General features: G+C 46.0%; 22 protein-coding genes. 15 read left to right on the top strand and 7 right to left on the bottom strand.

The features are described 5' to 3' along the window. The first annotated feature begins 196 nt into the window (after positions 1-196). The 4 genes from AC3B6P_RS01410 to AC3B6P_RS01395 all read left to right on the top strand — a co-directional run bounded on the left by AC3B6P_RS01410 (position 197) and on the right by AC3B6P_RS01395 (position 4885). Positions 197-1285, top strand: coding sequence for a glycosyltransferase family 32 protein (locus tag AC3B6P_RS01410; RefSeq protein ID WP_489804376.1), 1089 nt, complete (start codon positions 197-199; stop codon positions 1283-1285). Between the two features lie 39 nt (positions 1286-1324). Further along, the gene (locus AC3B6P_RS01405) at positions 1325-2350 is read left to right on the top strand and encodes a glycosyltransferase family 32 protein (RefSeq protein ID WP_489804375.1); all 1026 of its coding nucleotides are present in this window, start codon (positions 1325-1327) and stop codon (positions 2348-2350) included. A 134-nt stretch (positions 2351-2484) separates the two neighbouring features. Beyond that, positions 2485-3612, top strand: a complete 1128-nt coding sequence (proB, locus tag AC3B6P_RS01400; protein ID WP_489804374.1) for a glutamate 5-kinase — start codon at positions 2485-2487, stop codon at positions 3610-3612. A gap of 16 nt (positions 3613-3628) precedes the next feature. Continuing rightward, complete coding sequence (locus AC3B6P_RS01395; RefSeq protein WP_489804373.1) at positions 3629-4885, top strand: glutamate-5-semialdehyde dehydrogenase; 1257 nt, start codon at positions 3629-3631, stop codon at positions 4883-4885. A 9-nt stretch (positions 4886-4894) separates the two neighbouring features. Here AC3B6P_RS01395 and AC3B6P_RS01390 read toward each other — a convergent pair whose 3' ends face one another. Next, positions 4895-5806 (bottom strand): transporter, encoded by a 912-nt coding sequence (locus AC3B6P_RS01390; protein ID WP_489804372.1) that lies wholly within the window; start codon positions 5804-5806, stop codon positions 4895-4897. A gap of 259 nt (positions 5807-6065) precedes the next feature. On the opposite strand from AC3B6P_RS01390, the gene rph reads away from it, so the two are divergent. The 3 genes from rph (at position 6066) to AC3B6P_RS01375 (ending at position 9140) form a co-directional block, all read left to right on the top strand. After that, entirely contained in the window at positions 6066-6773 is a 708-nt protein-coding gene (gene rph, locus AC3B6P_RS01385; protein WP_489804371.1) for a ribonuclease PH, read from the top strand. 15 nt (positions 6774-6788) lie between these two features. Next, positions 6789-7427: an RdgB/HAM1 family non-canonical purine NTP pyrophosphatase gene (rdgB, locus tag AC3B6P_RS01380; RefSeq protein ID WP_489804370.1), complete on the top strand. Its 639-nt coding sequence runs from the start codon at positions 6789-6791 to the stop codon at positions 7425-7427. Positions 7428-7508: 81 nt separating this feature from the next. Then, on the top strand, positions 7509-9140 hold the full coding sequence (locus AC3B6P_RS01375) for an alginate export family protein (protein ID WP_489804369.1): 1632 nt from the start codon (positions 7509-7511) through the stop codon (positions 9138-9140). On the opposite strand, the gene AC3B6P_RS01370 is transcribed toward AC3B6P_RS01375, so the two are convergent. The 3 genes from AC3B6P_RS01370 to accD are packed head-to-tail and all read right to left on the bottom strand — an operon-like array spanning position 9137 to position 12901. Continuing rightward, complete coding sequence (locus tag AC3B6P_RS01370) at positions 9137-10639, bottom strand: replicative DNA helicase (RefSeq protein WP_489804368.1); 1503 nt, start codon at positions 10637-10639, stop codon at positions 9137-9139. The genes AC3B6P_RS01375 and AC3B6P_RS01370 overlap by 4 nt on opposite strands. A 26-nt stretch (positions 10640-10665) precedes the next feature. After that, positions 10666-11994: a bifunctional folylpolyglutamate synthase/dihydrofolate synthase gene (locus tag AC3B6P_RS01365; protein ID WP_489804367.1), complete on the bottom strand. Its 1329-nt coding sequence runs from the start codon at positions 11992-11994 to the stop codon at positions 10666-10668. A gap of 25 nt (positions 11995-12019) precedes the next feature. Further along, positions 12020-12901, bottom strand: coding sequence for an acetyl-CoA carboxylase, carboxyltransferase subunit beta (gene accD, locus AC3B6P_RS01360; protein ID WP_489804366.1), 882 nt, complete (start codon positions 12899-12901; stop codon positions 12020-12022). Positions 12902-13090: 189 nt separating this feature from the next. Between accD and AC3B6P_RS01355 the strand changes: the two genes are divergently transcribed. Next, the gene (locus tag AC3B6P_RS01355) at positions 13091-13678 is read left to right on the top strand and encodes an HdeD family acid-resistance protein (protein ID WP_489804365.1); all 588 of its coding nucleotides are present in this window, start codon (positions 13091-13093) and stop codon (positions 13676-13678) included. A 55-nt stretch (positions 13679-13733) separates the two neighbouring features. On the opposite strand, the gene trpA is transcribed toward AC3B6P_RS01355, so the two are convergent. The 3 genes from trpA to AC3B6P_RS01340 are packed head-to-tail and all read right to left on the bottom strand — an operon-like array spanning position 13734 to position 18552. After that, a complete protein-coding gene (gene trpA, locus AC3B6P_RS01350) occupies positions 13734-14546 on the bottom strand; it encodes a tryptophan synthase subunit alpha (protein ID WP_489804364.1) in 813 nt (270 codons plus the stop codon). A 13-nt stretch (positions 14547-14559) separates the two neighbouring features. Continuing rightward, positions 14560-15783, bottom strand: coding sequence for a tryptophan synthase subunit beta (gene trpB / locus AC3B6P_RS01345; protein WP_489804363.1), 1224 nt, complete (start codon positions 15781-15783; stop codon positions 14560-14562). A gap of 51 nt (positions 15784-15834) precedes the next feature. Further along, entirely contained in the window at positions 15835-18552 is a 2718-nt protein-coding gene (locus AC3B6P_RS01340; protein ID WP_489804362.1) for a 2-oxoglutarate dehydrogenase E1 component, read from the bottom strand. A gap of 141 nt (positions 18553-18693) precedes the next feature. Here AC3B6P_RS01340 and AC3B6P_RS01335 point away from each other — a divergent pair, with 141 nt between their 5' ends. The 7 genes from AC3B6P_RS01335 to AC3B6P_RS01305 all read left to right on the top strand — a co-directional run bounded on the left by AC3B6P_RS01335 (position 18694) and on the right by AC3B6P_RS01305 (position 25210). Next, entirely contained in the window at positions 18694-19323 is a 630-nt protein-coding gene (locus AC3B6P_RS01335; RefSeq protein ID WP_489804361.1) for a 2OG-Fe(II) oxygenase, read from the top strand. A gap of 155 nt (positions 19324-19478) precedes the next feature. Next, positions 19479-20519: an aspartate-semialdehyde dehydrogenase gene (locus AC3B6P_RS01330; protein WP_489804360.1), complete on the top strand. Its 1041-nt coding sequence runs from the start codon at positions 19479-19481 to the stop codon at positions 20517-20519. A gap of 60 nt (positions 20520-20579) precedes the next feature. After that, entirely contained in the window at positions 20580-21608 is a 1029-nt protein-coding gene (gene hemH / locus AC3B6P_RS01325; RefSeq protein ID WP_489804359.1) for a ferrochelatase, read from the top strand. Between the two features lie 262 nt (positions 21609-21870). After that, on the top strand, positions 21871-22665 hold the full coding sequence (locus AC3B6P_RS01320; RefSeq protein ID WP_489804358.1) for a response regulator transcription factor: 795 nt from the start codon (positions 21871-21873) through the stop codon (positions 22663-22665). A 118-nt stretch (positions 22666-22783) separates the two neighbouring features. Further along, positions 22784-23338, top strand: coding sequence for a flagellar basal body-associated FliL family protein (locus AC3B6P_RS01315; protein WP_489804357.1), 555 nt, complete (start codon positions 22784-22786; stop codon positions 23336-23338). Positions 23339-23356: 18 nt separating this feature from the next. Further along, positions 23357-24481 (top strand): flagellar motor switch protein FliM, encoded by a 1125-nt coding sequence (fliM, locus tag AC3B6P_RS01310; RefSeq protein ID WP_489804356.1) that lies wholly within the window; start codon positions 23357-23359, stop codon positions 24479-24481. Positions 24482-24538: 57 nt separating this feature from the next. Continuing rightward, a complete protein-coding gene (locus AC3B6P_RS01305; protein ID WP_489804355.1) occupies positions 24539-25210 on the top strand; it encodes a hypothetical protein in 672 nt (223 codons plus the stop codon). Positions 25211-25257 lie beyond the last annotated feature (47 nt).

Here is a 25257-nt window from a genome sequence, read left to right as displayed (position 1 = left end):
GTGACGGTACCACTCACTATCAGATTATGCTCTTTGATATTTTTAGAGTTTGAAAGATTTGGGAAAAGGGAAAGGGATGAAAACTCTAAGCGTTTTGTATGAAAGTCAAAAATAATCTTATTTTAAATTTTATGAGTTTTCCTTACGAATATTTATGCTACTTATTCTCTGATTTTATGGATATTGGAATAACATAATGATTATCACGCAGTTTGGAACATTCCTATGTCTCTTTAAAGGAATGCTGCATCATATAAATTTATGCGAGTGCGATAATCCTGCTTATGAAGTATTGACGATTAAATCTCTACAGGATTTTGGGTTTGTTGTTACTGAAGCAGACAAATTCATTATAATAGGGTGTACGGAAGGCGTCTTATCGGCTGAGCCGGGCGGTAATTTCTGTTATAAATCAGTAGAATTAATACAGACCCAAAAGGATATAGAATCCCTCTTACAATATTATATTCTTTTTGAGCAAAAAGAAAAAATAGTTTTGCCACTCTTGCCTGATATCGAAGAGGCTGAAGAGATTAGTAAGATCATACATCAGACGGAATCGCCCTTTGCTATAGATAGACAGTTTGAAGGAAATGTAAGAGGACTTAGGGCGCTCAATAAAGATTATGAATATAGATATTATTCAGACCGTGATGTGTTTGATTTTATTTATGAAAATTATGGTTGGGAGATTCTAAAATATTATCTTAAAATTTGTCCCAGATATGGGGCAGCGCGGGCGGATTTTTTTCGTTATTTATGTATCTATAAATGTGGTGGTGTTTATCTCGATATGAAATCCGGAGCAAATAAGCCCTTGTCAGAAATCATCAATCCAGGTGATAAATTCTTGCTCTCTTATTGTAAAACCAAGAAAAATGTTGGCAAATATCTTGCCTCGGGAGAGTCTGAAAAGGAACAGGGACTGATCTTGGATGATACAGAATTAGAGCGTTCGAAGGAGATATCCTATTTTGATCAGGGGATGCTTGCGCAATGGTTCATTATATGTAGGGCAGGTCACCCCCTTATGAAGAAGGTTATTAAGCAGGTACTTTATAATATTTCCTATTATAATGAGACATTGATTGGTAGTTCTATGATCTCAGTCCTGAGAGTGACCGGGTCTATTATGTATTCGAATGTATTATATCATGAAATAACCCGAAGAGATCATAATATAAAAATAATTGATATAAAAAAAGAAGAATTATCATATATTAATATACCTTACTATAAAAGCAGAATGGATTTTTTTAAGGATAAAGTGCCATTTATATTATAATTTTTTAGTGTATCAGAATCGAATAAGGTTTTTTTATATATGATTATCACCTATTTCCGTTCTTTTGTATCATATGAACATGGAAAACTTTGTCATATAAATTTATGTGATTATGACGAAGGAAAATCAGTTATCATTGGTTTTAATGAGCTGAATCTATTTGGATACAGAATACGTGAAATAGGGAAATATGTTTTTATTTTAAAGGATAATAAAGTCCTGATAGCCAATCCAGATGGGTCTTTTTCATATGAAAATGAACGCATATTAAGTAATTTTTCGAATGATATAATTAACTATTGCTCTATATTTATTTTTAAAGATTCATATAAACCTTTTTTGATACCGAATTTTAAAAAAAGTAAAAATATACCACATATTATTCACCAAACGGAAAATTCATTAAATATCGACGATCAATTCATAGATAATGTTATTGATTTAAAATCAAAAAATAAAGATTTTAATTATGTATATTATTCTCAAAAAGATAGGATAGATTTTATCTATGAAAATTATGGCTGGGAAATATTGAATTACTATCTAAGGATAAATCCACGTTATGGAGCTGCTCAGGCAGATTTTTTTCGTTATTTATGTATCTATAAATGCGGTGGTGTTTATCTTGATATGAAATCCGGGGCTAATCGTTCATTTTCAGAAATTATTAAACCTGGTGATGAATTTATATATTCACAATGGCCGTCAGAAGTTTCTACGTCTCATAAAAACTGGGGTTTATGGCCTGCTATATCTTTTGTGCCTGGGGGAGAGATCATGCAGTGGATGATTATATCTCAGGCAGGTCATCCCCTTATAAAGAAGGTCATAGATCAGGTCATAGCCAATATCTCTTTATATAGTGAAGATATAGGAGGAACAGGACGAGCCGCGGTGATTCTGCTGACAGGACCTGTTCCTTATACAAGAGCTATTTTTCCTCATTTAAAAAACTATAATACGAGAATGATAGACTATGGTGTTGAGAAGATTGTTTACAATAATCTTGAGAATTACAAACGTACTTCAGATTACAGAGAGCAGAATACTCCTGTGATCTTGTGATATGTACATTTTTTATGTGACAAAGAGTTAGACCTTGAGAGTCTGGGGCGAGAGATATCCGTCTGGCCAATAAGTATCAAGACTGTTACGATCGTTTAAAGAAAATTACCTCTTAGTACGATCAGGGTGCTTTTATGGCTGTTTCTTTGATGTTTCCTTCTTTACTGAAGGCCAAACGGCTTGTGGTTAAGATTGGCAGTGCCCTGGTTGTTGATCCCGAGCAGGCACGACCGCGCCTAGAATGGATGCAGAGCGTTGCAGCGGATATTGCTTTTTTACGAAAGTCTGGTGTTTCTGTCGTCATTGTATCATCTGGAGCGATTGCTCTGGCACGTCGGCAGCTTGGTCTGCGTGAAGGAATGTTGACGCTGGCAGAGAAACAGGCGGCTGCCTCTGTTGGGCAAATGATGCTGGCTCAGTCATGGAGAGAGGTCTTGGCGCAGGAAGGTCTTATGGCCTCGCAAGTACTTTTTACAGCAGATGATACAGAAAACCGTCAGCGTTATCTTATGGCACGCGATACCTTTGAAGCTCTTGAGCATCTGGGATGTGTGCCTGTCGTCAACGAAAATGACACTATTTCAACCTATGAAATCCGCTTTGGTGATAATGACCGTCTGGCAGCCCGTATAGCGCAGATGATTGGGGCTGATCAGCTGGTTCTGCTTTCTGATATCGATGGGCTTTATACGGCAGATCCTCGTCTTGACCAGACAGCGCAGCATATATCAGTTATTGAACATCTGACCCCTGAGATTGAGGCGATGGGGGGAGAACCTCCACCCGGTTATTCTTCAGGAGGAATGAAAACAAAGCTTGTCGCAGCCTCTATTGCGACGCATTCCGGTTGCGCTATGGCAATTGCTAGGGGGACAGTTTCCCATCCTCTAAAGGGGCTTTGGGAAGGGGGACGGTGCAGTTGGTTCTTACCTGAAAAGCAGGAAATACAAGCTCGGAAAAAATGGATTTTAGGCGCCCTGAAACATCATAATCGTTTGATTATTGATGAAGGAGCTATTGAGGCTCTGGCTCTGGGGGGTTCTTTGCTTCCTGCCGGAATTATGGCGGTTGAAGGCTCTTTTTCTTGTGGGGATCTTGTCCGTATTGATGGAAAAGATGGCATGATGATTGCCCATGGAGTGGTAGCCTATAATGCACAGGAAATAAAACGCCTTCTGGGTTGTCAGTCTGAAGAGATTTCGACCCGTTTGGGGCGTAAGGGGCCTGATGAAATCATTCACCGTAATGACCTTGTCTTGTAAGTGAGGAGCTGGGACTATGACACAGAATGAAAGTGGTAGCCCGGTTCATGCCCTGGCGCAGCGCGCCCGGAAAGCAGGTTACTCCCTGGCGCGCACTTCTTCAGAACAGCGTTGCAATGCTTTATATGCTATAGCCCGCTCTTTAAGAGATGCCCAGGACAGGATTTTAGATGCAAATAAGTGTGATCTTGCAGATCTTGAAGCGAATAAAGCATTTACAGATCGTTTGACATTAACGCCTGACAGGTTGGAAGCCATCGCACGAGGTGTGGAGGAAGTGGCAGACCTGCCTGATCCTATTGGACGTATCCTTGAGGAATGGGAGCGTCCAAATGGATTGAAGATTCGCAAAGTTTCTGTGCCGGTCGGGGTGATCGGTATGATTTATGAAAGCAGGCCCAATGTAGGGGTTGATGCGGCCGCTATTGGTATTAAGTCAGGGAATGCCATGATTTTGCGGGGAGGTTCAGAAAGTTTCGGGACGTCAAAGGTTCTTTTACAGGCTATTCAGGCTGGATTGAAATCTGTTTTCATGCCTGATGATATTGTTCTGATGGTGCCAGATTCTGATCGTCGCCATGTGGCAGATATGTTATCAGCCTCAGGGTTGATTGATCTGATTATTCCGCGTGGGGGACGCGCTCTGGTTGAGCGTGTACAGCAGGAAGCGCGCGTTCCTGTGCTCGCTCATGCTCAGGGGTTATGCCATAGCTATATTCACAAAAAAGCTGATTTTGATATGGCTCGAAACGTGCTTTTGAATGCAAAAATGCGTCGTCCTGGTATTTGCAGTGCAACAGAGACGCTTTTGATTGACCAGGATATTGCTCCTGATCTTTTGCCCTTATTGATCGCTGATTTGTCTGAAAAGGGATGTCAGTTTAAAGTAGATGAAAAAGTGCTTGGTTTTTTACCGGATTTGCCGCGTGCAAGTGATAAGGATTTTGCAACAGAGTGGCTAGATGCTGTGCTGAATATTAAAATTGTGGCAGGGATAGAAGAGGCGCTTGCCCATATTGCCCGCTTTAGTTCCGGTCACACGGAAGCAATTCTGACAATGGATGAAAAAGCTGCCCGTTATTTTATGGATCATACAGAAAGTGCAGTAGTGATGTGGAATAGCTCCACGCAGTTCTGTGATGGCGGAGAATTCGGGTTTGGTGCTGAAATAGGCATCGCAACAGGACGTATCCATGCTCGCGGTCCTGTTGGCCCTGCTCAGCTGGAGACGTTCCGTTACGAGGTTATTGGTTCCGGTCAGGTTAGGCCATAACAGCCAGTTTTAATGACCGAAGAAAACAGCACCGTCGAAAAGATAAACAAATTTGAGATAATAGGCATCTGTTTCAGGAACATTTCGTCCTTCGACGGAATGGGAGTAACGGGCTGTAAGGTTGATACGGGGGGTTATGTTCCACATCACCCCCAGACCCAATGCTACTTCACGGGTATTTGTATCTTTTAGGTAATGATTTAATGTATTGTCATATAATCCAGCACCATTCTGCCAGTCCAAAGCCAGGAAGGGTTCCCATTCCTTGCTTGCTTTCCAGCTGAAACGCAGATTCATATGAAAGACGGTTCCAGGGTGGTAAGAATGTTCACCTTTAATATGTTTGGTTGAGGCAGAAACGGCGCCGAGGTCACCGTCAAAACCAAAATGATCCCATTCATAATCGAACATAAAGCTTGTAAGGGCTGACCAGTAATTCGGGGCAATATTCTGACGTGTTCCAGTCGGTGTCTGCATAAAGACCTGAATACCAAAAGTACTTCTTTTATTGGGTTTAAACCAGACAGCTGGTCCCGTAATTGTGCCACCGAGACCACCATAATTTTTACCGTTTGCTAATGTATAGCTTTCATTTTGAATAATTTCATAGGCAAATCCTACATGAGGAATGGAGTCAAAAGTCCAGAAATGGACATATTTACTCATGCCTGACCAGTTATGGGTACCGCCACCTCCATGGCGATTCCCCTTGCTGTTATAATGCTGCCCGGCAGCATTTCCGTCTCCATATTGCACAAAGACGTTGAATGGCGTTTTGAAGTCAACGGGCAGATCATATTCATGCGGCCCAATAACAGCAAATGTAATCTCTGAAGCTTCGGCTGTCCTTACGCTGCTTGTCCATAGTGGGATGAGAGTAATTGATAGAATGGGCAGCCATAAAACAGAGCGAGACAGCATGGTCGTTTTTCCTCGGAAAACAATCTTTTATAGGAAATCTTTATCACCCTCATTAATAGGAGAATAAATCATTTTTTATTTACTAAAACATATAGGAAACTCACGGATATTTTATTTCTCATTATGGAATACTTAGGTATTTTCTATTCCCCTTTTTCTTAATAGGTAACAGATCATGACGAAAGGGCGGAATCTCTTTATAGTAAGAAGATCATGTCTGGGTGATCTTGCCCAAGATCCATTAATATAAGGATATTTTATGACCAACCGTCCGTCTGGGCGTGCCTGTGATGAGGGTCGTCCCGTTTCTATTGAAATAGGTTTTGCACGACATGCTGAGGGATCGGTCCTTATTCGTGTAGGAGGGACTGAAGTTCTGTGTGCTGCTTCCGTTGAACAGCGTGTGCCCCCTTTTCTGAGAAATAAGGGGCAAGGCTGGATTACAGCTGAATATGGTATGTTACCCCGTGCAACGCATACGCGTGGTAACCGTGAAGCTGCGAAAGGTAAGCAATCAGGTCGCACGCAGGAGATCCAGCGTCTGATCGGACGTTCTTTGCGCGCATGTGTGGATTTGAAGGCATTAGGCGAGTGTACGATCACACTTGATTGTGACGTCATTAATGCCGATGGTGGGACGCGTTGCGCTTCAATTACAGGTGCCTGGGTAGCACTTGCAGTTGCTCTGAAAAAACTTGGAAAATCATCAGCTCTGACAGCACAAATTGCCGCAATATCGTGTGGTTTGACAGAAGCTGGTGCTGTGCTGGATCTTGATTACGTCGAGGATAGTTCTGCACAGGCTGACACAAATTTCGTCATGACGAGTGAAGGCGGTATTGTCGAGATTCAGGGAACAGCAGAAGAAAAACCTTTTGATAAGCAGGAGTTCTTTACCCTTTTTGAGTTAGCACAAAAGGGAATTAAGGATTTGATTGCAGCCCAGAATAAAGCTCTTCAGCAATAAGGTAGGGGAGACATTATGCCGGATCATAATAGGCGATTGCCAGCAGGGTCTGAATTGGTGCTTGCAACGCATAATAAAGGTAAGCTGCATGAATTCATGCAGCTTCTCCAGCCTCATAGTATCAAGGTGCGCTCTGTGGAGGAGTTTCACCTTGGAGAACCCGAAGAGACGGAAGATAGTTTTGAAGGGAATGCTGCTTTGAAAGCTCTTGCCGCAGCAAGAGCGACTGGTCTGCCTGCTTTAGCCGATGATTCGGGTTTCTGTGTTGCAGCGATAGATGGATTGCCTGGTATTTACTCTGCCCGCTGGTCTGGTCCCGAGCGTGACATGAATTATGCAATGAAACGTGTGCATGATGAGATGGTAGCCAGCAGAAATGAGGATCAATCAGCTTATTTTGTTGCAGTGCTTTGTCTTGCTTGGCCGGATGGGGAGACCCATTTAGTAAGGGGTGAATGTCATGGTGAGGTATGCTGGCCTCCCAGAGGGGGATTTGGCCATGGGTATGATCCGATGTTCATTCCTGCACAGGAGCGGAAGCAATATGACAGACCGAGCCGTACTTTCGCAGAAATGAGTGAGGAAGAAAAAAATCGTTATAGCCATAGGGCTATAGCGTTTCAGAAATTCATAAAGGAATGTGTGGAGGGCTAAAATTAATAACTATTAATTTTAGTAATATAATATATTATCCTATTTCTGTAAGTGAATTGAGAGGGCCTACAGGATAGGAATATGCGTCAAAAGTTTCTTATAATCGGAAGTGTACTTTTGACGCTGGGTTGTGGCTATGCTTCAGTACGAGCAGAAACAACAAAAACAGCTTTTAGTCCCATCCCGGAGATCGAGGCACTTCCGCAGCCTGGAGTGGTTGGGCAGCCGCGCCGTGTATGGGACAGGAATATAAAATCGTCCAATGGTCATCAAGGGCAGTGGGGGCGTTTCAATTGGGGGGATGGAGAGTTTGCGGGTTTTGGTCCTGTTGGAGTGTACGGAGAGGCACCATGGGCAGAGGATTGGAGCCGTTTAAAGGATCCGCACAGGGCAAATGACCCTTTAGATGTTTTAAAGTTTATTGCCTTAAATAATTCAAAAACTATCTGGCTTAGTTTTTCAGGGCTTTCCCGTATCAGGAACTGGAGTGAGTCCCGTCCACAATTAGGTATGGCTCATACCCGCCATTCTGGACGATTTTCAGTGATGAATCTGCTTGGCGCAGATTTGCATCTAGGGCAGCATGTCCGTTTTTTTACGCAGATACTGAACGCAAATGCTGGCGGATGGCGGCCTTATGGCTATGATAATACGTGGCGGCGGCGGATCGGGCTACAACAGTTATTTATTGAATTGAAGGGAAAGCTGGTATCGGCCAAGACAGGTCTTATGATTGGGCGACAGCAATTTCTCGATGCGCCAGCATGGCTTCTTTATAATCGTGATACGCCTGATGTGCCTCTCTCATGGAATGGCGTAAGAGCGTACGCATTATGGAACAGTTTTAAGCTTGACGTTTTTAATTTTATTGGGACCTCGCTCCATAATACACATAATTTTGGGGGAGGTTTTGATGAGACGACACGTCTTTATGGCGTCAATGTTGCTTACGTCTTGCCTTCTCTCTATTGGGGAAAAAGAGAGCAGCGTTCTTTTCTGAATTTGTTCTGGTTAGGGTTTCGCTTTGGAGGACAGCAAGCACGGGCAGAGCATAGAACAGGCGCGACGGAAGGGACACAGACAAGGCAGAATATAGGCATCCGTTTTTATGGGAGTCTGCCGGAATTTGAATATGATTGGGGGGCTATTTACCAATTTGGTCATTTTCATGGTGCGAGTGGACCAGACCGGAGGGTCAGTGCCTACGCCCTTCATACGATTATGGGATGGCGTCATTCCCAATCATCTTGGCACCCTTTCATCGGGATTCAGGCAGAGCTTTATTCCGGGGGGAAACTGGACCGCCGTCATGGAGCGTTAAATGGCTTTGTCGCTCCTTTTTCACCTCAATCGGGAAGCTTTGACGCAACGAGGACTTTTGGCCGCTCCAATGTCATGTCCATCAGCCCTGTCGCCAGTATTGCGCCCATTTGTGGTTTAAGCATACGGCTCAAGGCGCCATTTTTATGGAGAGAGCGTCGCTCGGATGCTGTTTATGGAATTTCAGGGCGATATAAAATTTTTTCAGGGCGAGCACTTCGGACGGCGGGGCAGCGGATTGGTGTTGCTCCACAGGGACGTATTTTATGGCAGATAGACCAGCATATAAGCTGGGAGGTCGATGGCGGTTACGTCTTTCTCAGCCATAAAATGAAAAGTGTTGGTGCACGGAATGAAAGTTTTATGCTTTCAACACTTTTGTTTCGTTTTTAATCATGGAAGGTATCAAGGTCCGAAAAGCGTGTATATTGACCATCGAAAAAGAGCTGTATTGTCCCAGTGGGACCATGACGCTGTTTTTCCAGAATTAGCTCAGCTTTGTTGTGGACGGCAGCCATTTTACGTTGCCAGTCATCAAGGGCAACCTGATATTTATCGGCACCCTCAAAGGCAGTTTCCTTTGGTTGGCGCTGTTGCAGATAATATTCATCGCGATAGACAAACATGACCAGATCAGCATCCTGCTCAATAGAGCCTGATTCACGTAGGTCAGAAAGCATGGGACGCTTATCTTCACGGGATTCGACCTGACGGGAAAGCTGGGATAATGCAATAACCGGAACAGAAAGTTCTTTGGCGATTGCCTTGAGGCCCTGTGTAATCATGGAGATTTCTAGCACGCGGCTTTCAGGGTGTGTGCCGATGGCCGGTCTCATTAATTGTAGATAATCAACGACAACAAGGCTCAGCCCTTTTGTACGGGCAAGACGTCGGCAGCGTGTTCTCATCGCTGAAAGCGACAAGGCAGGCGTATCATCAATATGGAGTGGTAATTTCTGTAGCTCACGCGATACGCGGACAAAACGGTCATATTCCTTCTGTCCAATATCGCCTCGGCGGATACGCTCGCCTGATACTTCAGACTGTTCCGATAAAATACGGGTGGCAAGTTGTTCAGCCGACATTTCGAGTGAAAAAATAGCAACGCTGCCTTTGAGAGGTTTCCCCTGATCTTCAGCTTCACGCATGAGGGCCTGGGCAGCAGAGAAGGCGATCTTGGTTGCGAGTGCCGTTTTCCCCATAGCTGGGCGACCAGCGAGAATCAGCAAGTCAGACGGATGCAGACCACCGGTTTTCTTGTCAAAATCACGCAACCCGGACGTCAGACCGACAATGTCGCCTGTGCGTTGAAAAGCCTGCTCTGCTGTAACAAGGGCATCAGTCAGGGCCTGTTCAAAAGAGACAAATCCGCCGTCCTGTCCTTTATCAGTGGCAAGTTTGAAAAGCTCTTCTTCAGAGGCGGCAATCTGGTCTGAACCGTCAAGATCGGGGCGAGCACCATAGGCGTTATTGACGACATTTTCGCCAATTTCGATCAGCTGACGCCTGATCCAGCAATCATGGATAACGCGGCCATAATCGCCAGCATTGACGATACCAACCATGGCATTCATTAATTGCGCCAGATAGGTAGGACCACCAGCGTCTTTTAAAATGCCACTATGTTCAAATTCAGCGCGCATTGTGACGGGGTCAGCAAGCTGACCACGCTCAATCCGGCGCGACATTGCGTCATAGATACGACCATTGATCGGGTCTGAAAAATGGGTCGCATATAAAAAATCAGAGACATGCTCATAGGCTTTGTTATTGGTCAGAATGGCGCCAAGCAAAGCCTGTTCTGCTGCCAGGTTGGCAGGCAGAGAGCGTTCCAGCAGGGTAGAAATCCCCTTGGGTGAGGAATCAGACAGAGAGGAAATAAAATCACTCATGGAAATGTGGATAAAACCTTATTTCTTCAAAGCAGAGTTGCGCCATCCTGTGCAAGGGCACAGCCGGCGAGGTAGAGACTGCCACAGATGAGCACATGTGCTTTTTTTTCATGACCGAAATGCTCCTGTAAATAAGACAGGGCTTCCTTTATGGTTGGCCCAGGACGTGCTGATCCACCTGCTTTTTGGGCTGAGGCTAAAATGGTTTCAATATTCATGGCGAGATGCTGTTCCGGTTCTGCTACAGCCTGTATCGTTTCAGCATAAGCTATAAGTGGCCGTAGAAAACCGCTGGCATCTTTACTGTCTTTCAAACCGACAATCAGATGAACCGGGTGATCTTTCCACTTTTTGAGAACCGCAGCCAGAGCTTCTCCCGCACCAGGATTATGTCCTCCATCAAGGATGAGTGACCAGTCTGATGGTATAAGCCCGGCCAGTTTGCCTGTAAGAGGTTGTAGACGTGCAGGCCAACGTGCCTGGGCAATGGCCTGATAGGCTGCCTCTGGCAATTCCAACCCTGATGCGCGTAAAGCTGTAATGGCCAAAGCGGCATTTTCTGCTTGATGAGGACCTTCTAAGGCGGGTCTGGGCAGAGAAAGCGGACCCAGTCTGTCATGAAATTCAAGGCCATGATCTGTTTCCTGAATGGTAATCTCATCTTTCAGGACAAGACAGGGCGCGTTATGATCCCGTGCTATTGAGCGTATAAGATTCGTGACGTTTTCTTCCTGAGGCGCGACGATTACCGGGACGTTATTTTTGATAATGCCCGCTTTCTCTGTAGCAATGGCGAGAATATCCTGTCCCAAGAATGCCTGATGATCCAGACTGATGGAAGTGATGACACAGGCTTTGGGTGCTGAAATGACATTGGTCGCGTCAAAACGCCCTCCCAAACCGACTTCAATAATGGCAAGATCGGCAGGGTTACGGGAGAAAAGTAAAAACCCTGCAGCAGTTAATACTTCAAAAACAGTGATTGGATCCTGATTATTGACGCGTTCGATTTCTTCAAGTGTTGCAATAAGTGTTTCTTCTGAAACCAGTTTGCCGGCAAGGCGGAATCTTTCCGTAACACTCAGGAGGTGAGGGCTGGTCATGACGTGGACGCGTAAGCCTGCTGCCTCAGAAATTGCTCTTAAATTAGCGCATGTGCTGCCTTTCCCATTTGTTCCGGCAACATGTATGACAGGTGGTAGTTTTTTTTCAGGGTTGCCGAGTTTTGCCAAAAGGGCCTCAAGTCGCCCTAATGACAGGTCAATCAGTTTAGGATGCAATTCCTGCAAACGGGCCAGAATAGACCCCGCTTTGCCACGATATTCGCCGATAGGAGGCAAAGTTTGCTGAGTCATGCTATTTTCCCTGCTAAAGAGGTAATTAAACGAAATCTTCGCTTTTTTGTGCCTGTTCTGAGGTGGATGGTCCTAGAAGAGAGACCAGTTTCTTCAGTAAAGCAGGGAGTTCAGAGCGTTGTGCCACGATATCGACCATGCCGTGCTCACAAAGATATTCAGAACGCTGAAACCCTTCTGGTAATTCTTCACGGACCGTATCCTTAATGACGCGTGGTCCAGCAAAGGCAATCAGGGCATTGGGTTCTGCGATATGAACATCGCCCAGCATAGCAAAAGAGGCTGAAACACCGCCTGTTGTTGGGTTTGTAAGAACCACGATATAAGGAAGGTGGGCTTCACGCAGCATTTGTACGCCGATTGTTGTACGGGGCATCTGCATCAAACTGATAATGCCTTCCTGCATACGGGCTCCCCCTGAAGCGGTGAAAATAATCAGAGGGGCTTTCTGTAGGATGGCCAGGTGGCATGCTGCGAGGAAGGCTTCGCCCAAGGCTGCGCCCATAGTGCCGGCAAGGAATTCAAAAGCCATTACAGCAACAACGGCTGGCTTGCCACCAATCATCCCATGGGCGACGAGCAAGGCTTCATCCAACGCTGTCTTGGTACGGGCAGCCTTCAGGCGGTCCGTATATTTCTTGGAATCACGGAATCCGAGTGGATCAGCAGGCATCTGGGGCAGATCGATTGTGGTATAATTGCCGTCATCGAAAGTCCATTTCAGGCGCTCATGAGCAGAGGCCCGCATATGATGGCCACAATGAGGGCACACTTTCATGTTGCGTTCCAGGTCACGAATCAGCAGCATCTGCGAGCATGAATCACAATTGGTCCAGAGGTTGTCTGGGATGTCCTTTTGCAGCAGGCTCCTCAGTTTGGGACGCACATATTCGGTCAGCCAGCTCATGGTCTTCTGTTTACTCTCCGCGGATTAGAGCCCTGTTTCTGTTCTTTGTTAATGATCAAGTGACAGGGGATGTGGCATAGTCTTGTTACTGATTACCTCAAGAACCCTATAAAAGGCTAGCCTTCATGATAGGATAGTCAGGGAAAGACCAAGAGAAAACAGCATATATTCATAAATGGGGAGGAAAATATGAGTGGACCGAATCGTTTTGAAAATATCTCTGAAGATCAAAGTAACATCGGATTAAGACCGGGTTGGTTTATCGGTATGGGTATTGCCCTTATTATTTTGGGAATTATCGCCTGTGTGGACGCCTTTAGTGTCACTTTAGCCAGTACAGTCGTATTGGGGATACTGCTTATGGCTGGGGGCATCATTCAGCTCGTTCAGGGTATTATGCATTTTAAAACAAACCGGCATGGACGCTGGATTAATCTTCTGATGGGGGTCTTTATCCTTTTTGCAGGTCTTATTCTCTGTGTGGAGCCTGTTGCAGGGTCTCAGCTTCTGACAGCAATTCTTGCAGGTTTTCTTGTTCTTGGCGGATTCAGCCGTATTTTCTGGGCAGTGGGTGTCCGCGATCAGTCACCAGACTGGTGGGTCTCTGCTCTTAGTGGCGGGGTGACATTGGTTGTTGGTTGCCTGCTTTATTGGTATCTGCCCTGGTCGGGTCTCTTTTTCCTTGGTACCCTGATTGCTGTTGAGCTCTTAATGGCTGGAATTTCGTCTCTGATGTTTGGATTTGGTCTGAGACGTTTCCAGAAAGAGAGCTTATAAAGTCTATTTTCTGCCACGTTCCTTAAAAATAAAAAGAACGTGGCTTTTTTCTGTTTCAGGACCGGACGGCTTCAGCCAGTTTTTTCAGAAAACGGATAAAAGTCGGAATTGTCTCACTGCTTGCGGCATCATCCTGTAATGTTGTGGCCATTTCCTTGATCAAGGCAGAAGCGACGACGGCACCGTCACTGATGCGTGAGGCAGATTTCGCTTGTTCGGGTGTACTGATACCAAACCCAGTCACAATGGGGAGGTCTGTTGCAAGGCGTAGGCGGGCAATTGCTTTTTCAAGCCGTTCTTCGCTCGCGCTTCGCGTGCCCGTGATGCCTGTAATACTGACAAAATAGACAAAGCCAGTAGCCTCCCTCAGGATCATTTCAAGACGATCCTGAGGGGTATTGGGCGCTGTCAGGGTGATGAGATCCAGCCCTTTCTCTTTGGCTGTAGCACGGATTTCTTTTGCTTCTTCATAAGGAAGGTCAACAATGATCAGGCCATCTACACCTGAGCGGGCTGCTTCCTGTAAAAACCGGTCTGTGCCGAATTGCTCAATAGGATTGAGATAACCCATTAAAATAATGGGGGTTTTGTCATTATCCTTGCGGAAATGAGCAACCATTTCCAAAATTCTGGGTAGATTGGCTCCGGCCTTCAAGGCCCGTTTGGCAGCAAGCTGAATGGTGGGGCCATCAGCGGCAGGATCAGAAAAAGGGACTCCAACTTCGATCAGATCAGCCCCTTCTTCGGCAATGGCAGCCAGAAGTTTTTGGGATGTTTCATAATCAGGGTCAAATGCTTCGATATAAGGAATGAGAGCGCCACGGCCTTCTGCTTTTAGGCGGGCAAAACAGTCTGAAATACGGCTCATTGAGGGCGTTCCTTTACAACGTAACACCAAGATGTGCTGCAACTGTGGGGACGTCTTTGTCTCCGCGGCCAGAAATATTAACGATCAAAATCTGATTCTCGCGCATTGTGGGCGCCATTTTCTGTGCATAGGCAACGGCATGGGCACTTTCAAGGGCAGGAATAATTCCTTCTTTCAGGGTCAGAAGCTGAAAGGCTTCCAGTGCTTCCTGATCTGTTACGCCCACATAGGAGACACGGCCAATATCATTGAGCCATGAATGTTCAGGCCCAATGCCGGGATAATCCAAACCGGCACTGATAGAATGTGCTTCTTCGATCTGGCCATACTGGTCCTGAAGCAGATAAGTCCGGTTACCATGTAAGACACCTGGTTTCCCCAGTGAAATGGAAGCGGCGGTTTTGCCACTATCCAACCCCAGACCAGCCGCTTCCACCCCATAGAGAGCAACGGATTGATCATCAAGGAATGGGTGGAAAATACCCATGGCATTGGAGCCACCACCAATGGCAGCGATAATTCCATCTGGCAGGCGTCCTGTTTGTTGCTGGATCTGCTCTCTGGCCTCAATTCCTATGACAGACTGAAAATCTCTCACCATTGTCGGGTAAGGGTGAGGGCCGGCTACGGTGCCGACCAGAAAATAGGTATCCTCTACATGAGCAACCCAGTCACGCATGGCCTCATTCATGGCGTCCTTGAGGGTGCCAGCTCCCGCTGTCACGGCTTTGACCTCAGCGCCCAGAAGGTGCATCCTGAAGACATTCGGCTTTTGTCTCTCAACATCCGTAGCGCCCATATAAATGACGCATTGAAGGCCGAATAAGGCGCAGACTGTCGCTGTGGCTACACCATGCTGACCTGCTCCGGTTTCAGCGACAATACGGGTTTTCCCCATACGTCGGGCGAGGAGAATCTGCCCCATGACATTATTAAGCTTATGCGAGCCTGTATGATTGAGGTCTTCACGCTTGAGGTAAAGCTGTGCCCCTCCGATCGTTTCACTTAGATGTTGTGCATGCCATAACGGGCTGGGACGGCCGACATAATCACGGAGATAATGTTTAAGTTCTGAGTGAAATTGCGGGTCATCTTTGGCGATGGCGTAAGCTTTCTCAAGCTCAATCAGGAGCGGCATGAGCGTTTCTGCGACAAATCGTCCCCCATAAGGGCCGAAATGACCAGAATGATCAGGTCCAAAACGTAATGAATTCTGTCTATGATGCGTCTCTGTCATAAAGGAGCCTTTGCGATAAAGCCTGAGAATGGTGCGGGAAGGACGGTAAAATCATGCACAGGAAGGATGCTTTATATCATCAGGGGCAAGAGCTTTCTCCAGCAGGTTTTTCTGTTCTGCCTGATGACTATGTGCAAATCCGGTAGCAGGTGCTGCCGCAGCCTTTCGTCCAACATAACGTGCCTGTTTGACGGGGTGGTTTGCGTCCCGAAGGGCGCGTTCAAGCCGGCGGTCGAGGAACTGCCAAGCGCCTGCATTTTGCGGCTCTTCCTGGCACCAGATGACATCGCGGGCGCAGCTTTGCTGGCGGAGAATCTCAATAATGGCGTGATGGGGAAAAGGATAGAGTTGTTCTAGCCGGATAAGGGCTGTGTCCTTTTCATCCTTATCCTCACGTGCCTGAAGGAGGTCATAATAGACCTTGCCACTACAAAGGATTATACGTTTGGCATTTTCGGGCACTTCCAGGTCTGGCAGAACAGGCTGGAAGCGTGTTTGCGGTCCCATTTCTTTCAGTGATGAAACGGCGAGAGGATGACGCAGGAGAGATTTCGGACTGAAAATCACCAGAGGTTTCCGGCATCGGCGTACAATCTGCCTCCGAAGCGCATGGAAGTAGTTTGCAGGCGTAGAGGGCCAGCAAATACGGAAGTTGTTTTCAGCACAAAGCTGTAAAAAACGTTCCGGGCGTGCTGATGAATGTTCAGGCCCCGCTCCCTCATGTCCATGAGGCAGAAGAAGAGTCAGGCCGGAACTATAGAGCCATTTTGTTTCACCAGACGCAAGGAACTGGTCAATGATAATCTGTGCTCCATTGGCGAAATCCCCAAACTGGGCTTCCCATAATGTAAGGGCTTCAGGGTTGCCGATGCTATAGCCATATTCATAACCCAGAACCCCATACTCAGAGAGTGGCGAGTTCCAGATATCAACAGCTCCCTGACGGTGGTTTAAATGGGCGAGAGGCGTGAAATTCTGCCCGGTTTTCTGGTCTGTTAAAACAGCATGACGCTGGGTAAATGTCCCTCGTCCGCAATCCTGTCCAGAAAGCCGGATAGAGTGGCCGTCCAGTGCTACAGAGCCAAAGGCAAGAGCTTCGGCTGTAGCCCAATCAACAGGGCCGCCTTTTTCGACAGAAACTGTGCGGTTTTCAAGCAGTTTCTTCAAGCGGGGATGAAGCGTGAACCCTGATGGAACATGTCCCAGGGCCGTGCCGACCTCATCAAGGCGTTTCAGCGGGACGCCAGTCATGGGTTGTAGACGTTCCGGCTCATCGAGGAGGCGCGTGGGATCCAGCGGGCCATCACCAAACCACTGGGTGGAATCAAACTGGTAGTTCGCTGAATGTTCAAAAGCGTCCTGGAGAGTCTTTTGGTAATCTTGTTTACTCTGTGTAACGGCGTCTTTATCCAGAGTCCCTCTTTGAGTCAGGGTTTTTTCATAAATTTGTGCAACAGAAGGATGGGCCTGTATGGCATCAACCATAAGAGGTTGCGTGAAGGCCGCCTCGTCAGTTTCGTTATGCCCATTACGGCGATAGCACTGAATATCAAGTACAATATCGCGCTTGAAGTGGCGTTGCCATTCATAGGCAAGCACCATGCACCGGGTGACGGCTTCTATATCATCACCATTTACATGCAGGATAGGAGCCTGAACGGTCTTGGCGCCATCGCTATTCCAATAACCGGAATGGGCATTTTCTGTGGGTGTCGTAAAGCCGATCTGATTATTGACGATGACATGAATCGTTCCGCCAGTCTGATAGCCTTTCAATTGTGAAAGCTGAAGGACTTCATAGACCATCCCCTGACCGGCAAAAGCCGCATCACCATGAATGAGGAGGCCGAGATGATGGTTGCGTTCTGTGTCTTTATAGTTGTCCTGCAAGGCGCGTACGCGCCCTAATACGACAGGGTCAATGGCTTCAAGGTGAGAAGGGTTGGGCAATAAAGTGAGTTTTATTTCCTGGCCACGCAGGGTGATCTGCGTGGAAGCACCAAGATGATATTTGACATCGCCTGAGACTGTAATCTTTTCGGGCTGAAAATACCGGCCTGCAAACTCACTGAAAATGGCTGCAAGAGGCTTGTTCAGAATATTGGTCATGACATTGAGACGACCACGATGCGGCATCCCGAATGTGATGGTATCGACCTTCTCTCCAGCAGCAAGATGAATGAGGGTTTTGAGGGCCACGATCAGACTCTCACCGCCATCCAGACCGAAACGCCTCATACCGGGGAAACGTTGCTGACAATATGCCTCAAAGGCTTCCGCCTGGATCAGGTCTGTCAGAATCTCTGATGAGGTCAGGGGAAGAGGAGGCTGGTGATTTGTCTCAATTCTGTCAATCCACCATTGCTGTTCCTGTGTTGAAAGAAGGTGCATGAACTCCACCCCCACTGTCTGGCAGTAATAACGCTCATAACGCGCAGCCAGATGTGGATTATGGCCTGCAAATGCAGGGTCTTCTTTCCCTCGTGGTTTACATAAACCTAACGGGTCAAGCTGTGCTTGGAGGTGCCCAAGAGTGCGATAGGCATTTTTAAGAGATTCGCTGTTATGTCCTGAAGAAGGGGATGTTTCAGAATGAGCGGCAAAAGAGAGGGGGCCATCTCCCAATGTCTCAAAGAGAGCAGCATAGCTCTGATCAACAGTTTCAGGGTTTTTTTGCCAACGTAAATGAAGCTCGTTCAAATAGGCGATATTCTCGCTATTGACGGCATCACGGTCATCCGGAAGACCGTTTGGCAGGCTTGTACTCATTGCTTGAACCTATTGTTTCCCCTGATAAAACGATTTTACCTTATTTTGAGGGAGAATAAAAACCATTGAAAGGATTTTCTGAGTTAAGCATGGAGAGCCGTCTTGCCAAGGGGGAGAGAAGAGCGTTAGCATCATTTCATTATGGTTGAGCTTCTGCATTATGAGGCAGTTGAATCTGCACCTCTTCAAGACCTGCCCTGTCCCCACATTATTGTGCCCGACTTTTTACGTGGAGAGGGACTGCGGCGTCTGGTTACGCTTTTCCCTTCTATTGAAGCGGGAGGGTCTTTTGCACCTCAGTCTCTTTCCATGGGGGCTGAATTTTCCAACTTTCTGGAAGAGTTTCAAGGCAATAGGCTTAAATCACTCATCGGAAAAAAATTTGGTATTGATCTCCGCAATGCTCCGACCATGCTGACTTTGCGGGGGCAGACCCGGGAAAAAGATGGCCGTATTCATTTAGATAGTCAGTCAAAACGTGTCACGATCCTCCTTTATATGAACGATCCTGAGCGTGACTGGGCGTCTCATGAGGGATGTCTGCGTTTTACACGGGGGCCAGATCATATTGATGATTATGTGGTGGAAATTCCTCCTAGAGGAGGGACATTGGTAATTTTCCCCAACCATCCGTCGAGCTGGCATGGGCACCTGCCTTATTCGGGGCCCCGCAGGACAATTCAACTTAATTACATGGCGACAAGCTGGCGTACTGTTATAGAACAGAAACGTCATAAGCTTTCTGCTCTATGGAAAAAGCTAAAAGTCTGAGTCTGCGGGTCGTTTGTAAATAAAAGGCCGCATTATTTAGGTTCTTTATTAGAACTTGGCTCTTGCGTTGATGAGCGGGGAATGGTTTTCTTAAATTTACTTGATTTCTATAGAGTTGAGACAGGGTCATAGGCCCAGTGCCATGGAGAATAATAATGGGTTATAAAGTGGCTGTTGCCGGTGCAACCGGAGCAGTAGGGCGTGAGTTACTACGTATTTTGGCAGAACGTAATTTTCCGGTGGATGAGGTCGTTGCTCTTGCTTCTCCCCGCTCTGTAGGAAAAGAAGTCTCTTTTGGAGATAAAAAAGTCTTAAAAGTCCAGAATCTTGAGACGTTTGATTTTAAGGGCTGGGACCTTGGTCTCTTTTCTCCTGGTGGGGCTGTTTCGGCAATTTATGCACCCAAAGCGGCAGCGGCTCATTGTCTTGTGGTCGATAATACATCCCATTTTCGTATGGAGCCGGGTATCCCGCTTGTTGTGCCGGAAGTTAATGCTTCGGCTTTAAAAAAGGCGAAGAAAGGGATTATCGCCAATCCAAACTGCTCCACGGCACAAATGGTTGTAGCGTTAAAACCCTTGCATGATCTTTTTAAAATTCGTCGTGTTGTTGTTTCAACGTACCAGGCTGTGTCCGGTGCTGGTAAAACAGGAATGGACGAACTTTTCACACAAACGCGTGGCAGTTTTGTCAATGATGCGCCTGATATAAAGCAATTCACCAAGCAGATTGCCTTTAATGTCATTCCTCATATTGACCGTTTTCTAGAAGATGGCTCGACTAAGGAGGAATGGAAAATGGCGGTTGAGACACGTAAAATTCTCGACTCTGATATCAAGGTGCTTGCAACATGCGTAAGGGTGCCCGTCTTTATTGGTCATTCTGAGGCTATTTCCATTGAATGTGAAAAGCCAGTCGACTTGCGTAAGGCTCAGGATGCCTTACGGAGTGCGCCTGGTGTTGTGTTACGCGATGAACGTGAAGATGGTGGTTACGTAACGCCTATTGAATGTGTCGGAGAAGATGATACTTACGTTTCGCGCCTGAGGGTTGATCCTACAGTTGAAAATGGTCTGGCATTCTGGTGTGTTTCTGACAATCTTCGTAAAGGTGCTGCCCTGAATGCTGTGCAGATTGCCGAGAGCCTGGTTGAGCAGAAATTACTAGGTAAGGATTCGCCGCTTTGGAAATCGTAAGTTTCTCTTAAGTCTCTTTTCCTTTTCTTTCACGTGGGGGAGGTCCATAGTCATAGGGATATGAGTATTTTTATCTCTCCTCCTCCACCTATTTCTTCCCAGACTGATGGTCGGGTTGGGATCCTTCTGATTAATCTTGGTACGCCTGATGGTACAGGGTATTTTGCAGTACGCCGTTACCTGAAAGAGTTTCTTTCAGATAAACGTGTCGTTGAGATTCCGTCTCTTATCTGGCAGCCTATTTTACAGGGTTTGGTGCTGACGCGCAGACCCTTCAAGAGTGGGCATAATTATAAGCGAATATGGAATCTGGAGGAAAATGCCTCTCCTCTGCGGGTCTATACTGAACGTCAGGCTGCCAAACTGTCAGAGCAGTTTGCAAAAGATGATATTCCCGTAGCATGGGGGATGCGCTATGGGCGCCCCTCAATCGAGGATGCTGTTCAGGAGTTGATGAAACAGGGGTGTGACCGCATTGTGAGTGTACCTCTTTATCCACAATACTCTGCCTCTACAACGGCTACGGCTCAGGACCAGCTTTTTCGTGTTCTTATGCGCCTACGCCGTCAGCCTTATATTGTTACAGCCCCGTCTTTTCCTGATCATCCGGTCTTTATTGAAGCATTGGCAGAGTCTGTCCGGGCAGCGATGCAACAGCTAGATTTCAGGCCACAGCGGCTTATTTTATCCTTTCATGGTGTGCCAGAGTTTTTTATCACAAAAGGGGACCCATATCGTGATGAGTGCTTCCGTACCGCTCATGCTTTGAGAAAGGTTCTTGGCATGACGGAAATAGAAGCCCCTGTAACATTTCAGTCCCGTTTTGGTCCGGCTAACTGGATTAAACCTTATACATCGTCTTATGTTACAAAGCTCCCCGAAGAAAATATCACGGAAATTGCGGTTCTGACACCTGGTTTCATGACAGACTGTATCGAAACATTGGATGAAATCGGTCGAGAATTGCGCGAGGAGTTTCTGGGTGCGGGGGGACGCTCCTTTGCTTTTATTCCATGCTTAAATGATTCAAAAGGAGCAATCAGGACATTGGAAGCCGTCTCACGACAGGGGCTCAAAGCATTTATATAATATGATGATAGTATGTTATTTTCTTTTAGGGATGGTCTTACTGACCGGATTAGAGATAAAAAATTTCTGGAATGTTAATTTCAAGTGATTTTCCAGAATAAGGGGCGTATTTGTGAGATAAATAAAATACGAAATTTTGAACTGACTGTCCTTTTTAGTATAAGGGTTCTGAAAAGTTTCAGTTCAATCTTTCAGTTTTCACCATTTTCGTAGGATTGAAAAAGATCTTTTGAAGGATGGATTGCTTCAATAGGACAATATCATGAGATTGATTTGTATTGGAGATACACAGAAAAATACAGATGGTCGCCCTTGTGCGACATTGTCATCTGCCATTCTGGAAGGGAAAATCAGCTTGCGGATGTCCGGGCGTGAAGGGATTCTGAATATTTTGCGTGAATTTCCTTCAGATATAGCTGTTATCCAGCAAACTGAGCCGGAATGTTCTCTAATCAAGATCATTAGAAATAATCATTTTAATATACCCATCCTCATTATCGCACGTTTTCTGACAGCAGAAATGATTGCTGCGGCTTTATCAGCAGGTGCAGATGACTGTGTGTCAATCAGTGTTGAACCTGTCGAGCTTCTAGCACGTTTAAAAACCATTGTGCGTCGTCATGAAGGGGGAGAAAATAACAGTCAGGGACTGACCATCGGGCGATTAAAAATCAAGGAAGATACAAACGAAGTCCTTTTGGATGGTGAGCCACTCATGCTGACTCATGCTGAATATGAGATTATGGTCTTGATGGTGAAGAGACGGGGTAGCCTTTTAAGCAAGACGGTCATATTAAATGCGCTATATACCGCTGAAAATATGCCTGCGAGTAAAACAATCGATGTCATGATCTGTCGTGTTCGTCAGAAGCTCCGGAAAAGAGGAATTTCTGAACCATTTAGGACAAGCTGGGGAATGGGTTATCGCCTGAACGATGAAGCATTTTTGCCATTAGGGGCGAGACCAATGGATGCAGTTGAAAATATTCGCCATATCTCCAAAGAATCAAGTCTTCCTCTGACTGGAGGGCTCAATATTGTGTCGCAGGCTCATTAGATCAGATAAATTATGATATAAGGGAAATTCTAAGTGATTGGCTCATTGAGAAGTTCGCCTCTAATTAGTAAAAGTGGGAATATAAACGTGGACCATTTTGGTCAGGAGCTGTGTATAAATGAGTGAAACGCCCGCCTCCCCAGAAACAAAAGAAGCAGACGGAGGGCAGCCTGCCGCAGCAACTCCAGCGCCGTCGAAGCAGCTGCTTGGCGGTAAAATCAGCAAAAAACGCCTTTTGATCATAGGTGGTGTTTGCCTTCTCCTTTTAATAGGAGGTATTTTCATTTTATGGGAAAAAGGCGTTTTTCCATTTTCCGGTCATGGTAATCAGACTACTCAGGAACAGCAGAAAATCAAGAATCTGCTGACCTCACATTCTCTTTTGGGTATCCCAGCAGTCACTGCTAATCTAGATAGTCGTGATGGGACAGTGACTTATGTGAAACTGGCAGCTAATGTTGAAATACAGGGACAGCAGGATGCGGCGACCCTTCAAAAGGCCATTCCTCGGATTCAGGATATTTTCCAGACGTATTTGCATGAAACCAGACCAGATGAATTGCATGGAAGCGGTTTTTACCGGTTGAAAGAATCGCTCCTGCGGCGGTTAAGGATAGCGCTGGCGCCACTGAGTGTGACGAATATCTATATTACGCAGTTACTTACCCAATAAGAGAGATTGACGAGCATAATGTTGGATGGAGAAGACCCAACTGATATTTCTCTCGATGCAGGAGATATCAAACTTGATACGGGTGAGGAGCATCAGATCAATGAATCTTTAACCCCAGCCTCAAAGGACGAGAAGGCCGAAGGTAAGGATTTTTCTGAGCTTGAAACAGATCTTTCCTCTGTAGAAAAACAGGGAAAGGATGGTTTGGAGCGGATTATTGAGACAGGGTTTGTCGCCTATGAGCGTATGCCTATGCTCGAAAATGTTCTGGACCGGTTTGTGCGCTTCTGGACATCCACCTTACGCAGTTTTACCAATGATCCGGTAGAAATTTCACTGGCAAGCATGAACTCCTTGCGGTTCGGTGATTATATGGACTCTACCCCCAAGAAGTCTGTTTTTGCGATTTTTAAGGCGGAAGAGTGGAAAAATCTCGGGTTGATTGTCATTGATTCGGACTTGGCCTATGCTATTGTCGATGTGCTGATGGGTGGGCAAAGTGGCCTTCAGGGAAGCGTTGCTGAAGACCGGCAGCCGACAGCTCTGGAACGGACATTACTTGATAAATTAGTGACGTTGGTGCTGAGAGATTTGCAAGAGGCCTTTGCTCCTATTGGGGATATCACACTGAGCTTTGAGCGGATTGAATTAAGCTCACATTTTGCAACAATCACGCGCCCCCTTAATGCTGTGATCGCAGCACAGTTCCGTAATGAGATTAACGGTCATAGTGGAAATATCACGGTGATTCTTCCTTATGCGACTCTCGAAACTGTCAGAACGAAACTGACCCAGCAATTTATGGGAGAAGATTTTGGGAATGATAGTGTCTGGGAGGAGCATTTAATTACACAGATCCTTGATACAAGTGTGACGCTTTCTGCTGTTTTTGAGGAAACTATGATTCCTCTTTCAAAAATTCTTTCTCTACAGAGAGGGTCTATCTTGAGGCTGCCTCATAAAAGGGAAGATCCTTATAGGGTAAGGCTGGAATGTGACCGAAAGCCCATGTTTTATGCGACATTGGGAAAATTGAAGGATATGCAGGCTGTTCGTATTGACCATCGCCTCATTCCGCCAGCTGATGAAATCAAAACAGTGGCAGATTTCGGCGCCTTAGGGAAACAATTTACCCCTCAATAAGGGACATGGAAGGGGGCATTCAGGTGTTTCCTTCTTTGAAAGATAGGCAGGAACATTATGCTTTTTGATAATCTAAAGATCATTGTCGAAGTTATATTGATCCTGGTTATTATTATCGGGATCGTAAGTTCCAGAACGATTGCTAAACGTCTTTCGGTGATCCGGGAGACCTATAATGCCCTTGAGCAGATGGTTTTAAATCTGGATAGTTCGACTGAGCATGCTGGCCGTCTTTTCGAGGCCATGCAGCAGGAATCGGCAAAAGGGGGGAAAAAGCTCAGCGCGTTGGTTGAATATGCGCGTAATGCGACAGAAGATCTGCAGGATCTGCAAAAAATGGCAACGGAGATCAGTAATGATCTGGACCGTGATATTAAAAAAGCAGATGAGAAAAAAGCAGCGTTACTGTTAGCGATTGAGCAGGCTCAGGAGACTCTGAAAAATCTTGAAGCTTCCATAGAAAGAAGGCAGCAGCGTGTTTTAAAAACGTCAGATGTCTTTCCGCAAGAGTTCGAATCCAGGTCAAATGGTCTGGAAACAGATATAACTTCCGAGTCCTCCAATGCGCAAAAAGCCAAAATGCGCGTTTTTTCTTCAACCGAAAAAGTTATGGATTTGCCACCGGAAGAAGAAGTTTCAAGCGCAAAATTTTCGGATAAATTGGAAGGGGATGTTCCACAATCCTTGAGGAATCCACGCCCCTATATGGCAGGGCTTGGAAAGAAATAGGATTTTTTAAAAATTATTAAAAAGACTTCGTTCTGTTAATATTTTTG

The sequence above is a fragment of the Aristophania sp. ESL1142 genome (assembly GCF_058107345.1).
The sequence above is the reverse complement of the archived record's forward strand: the minus strand, read 5'-3'. Positions and strand labels throughout refer to the sequence as shown.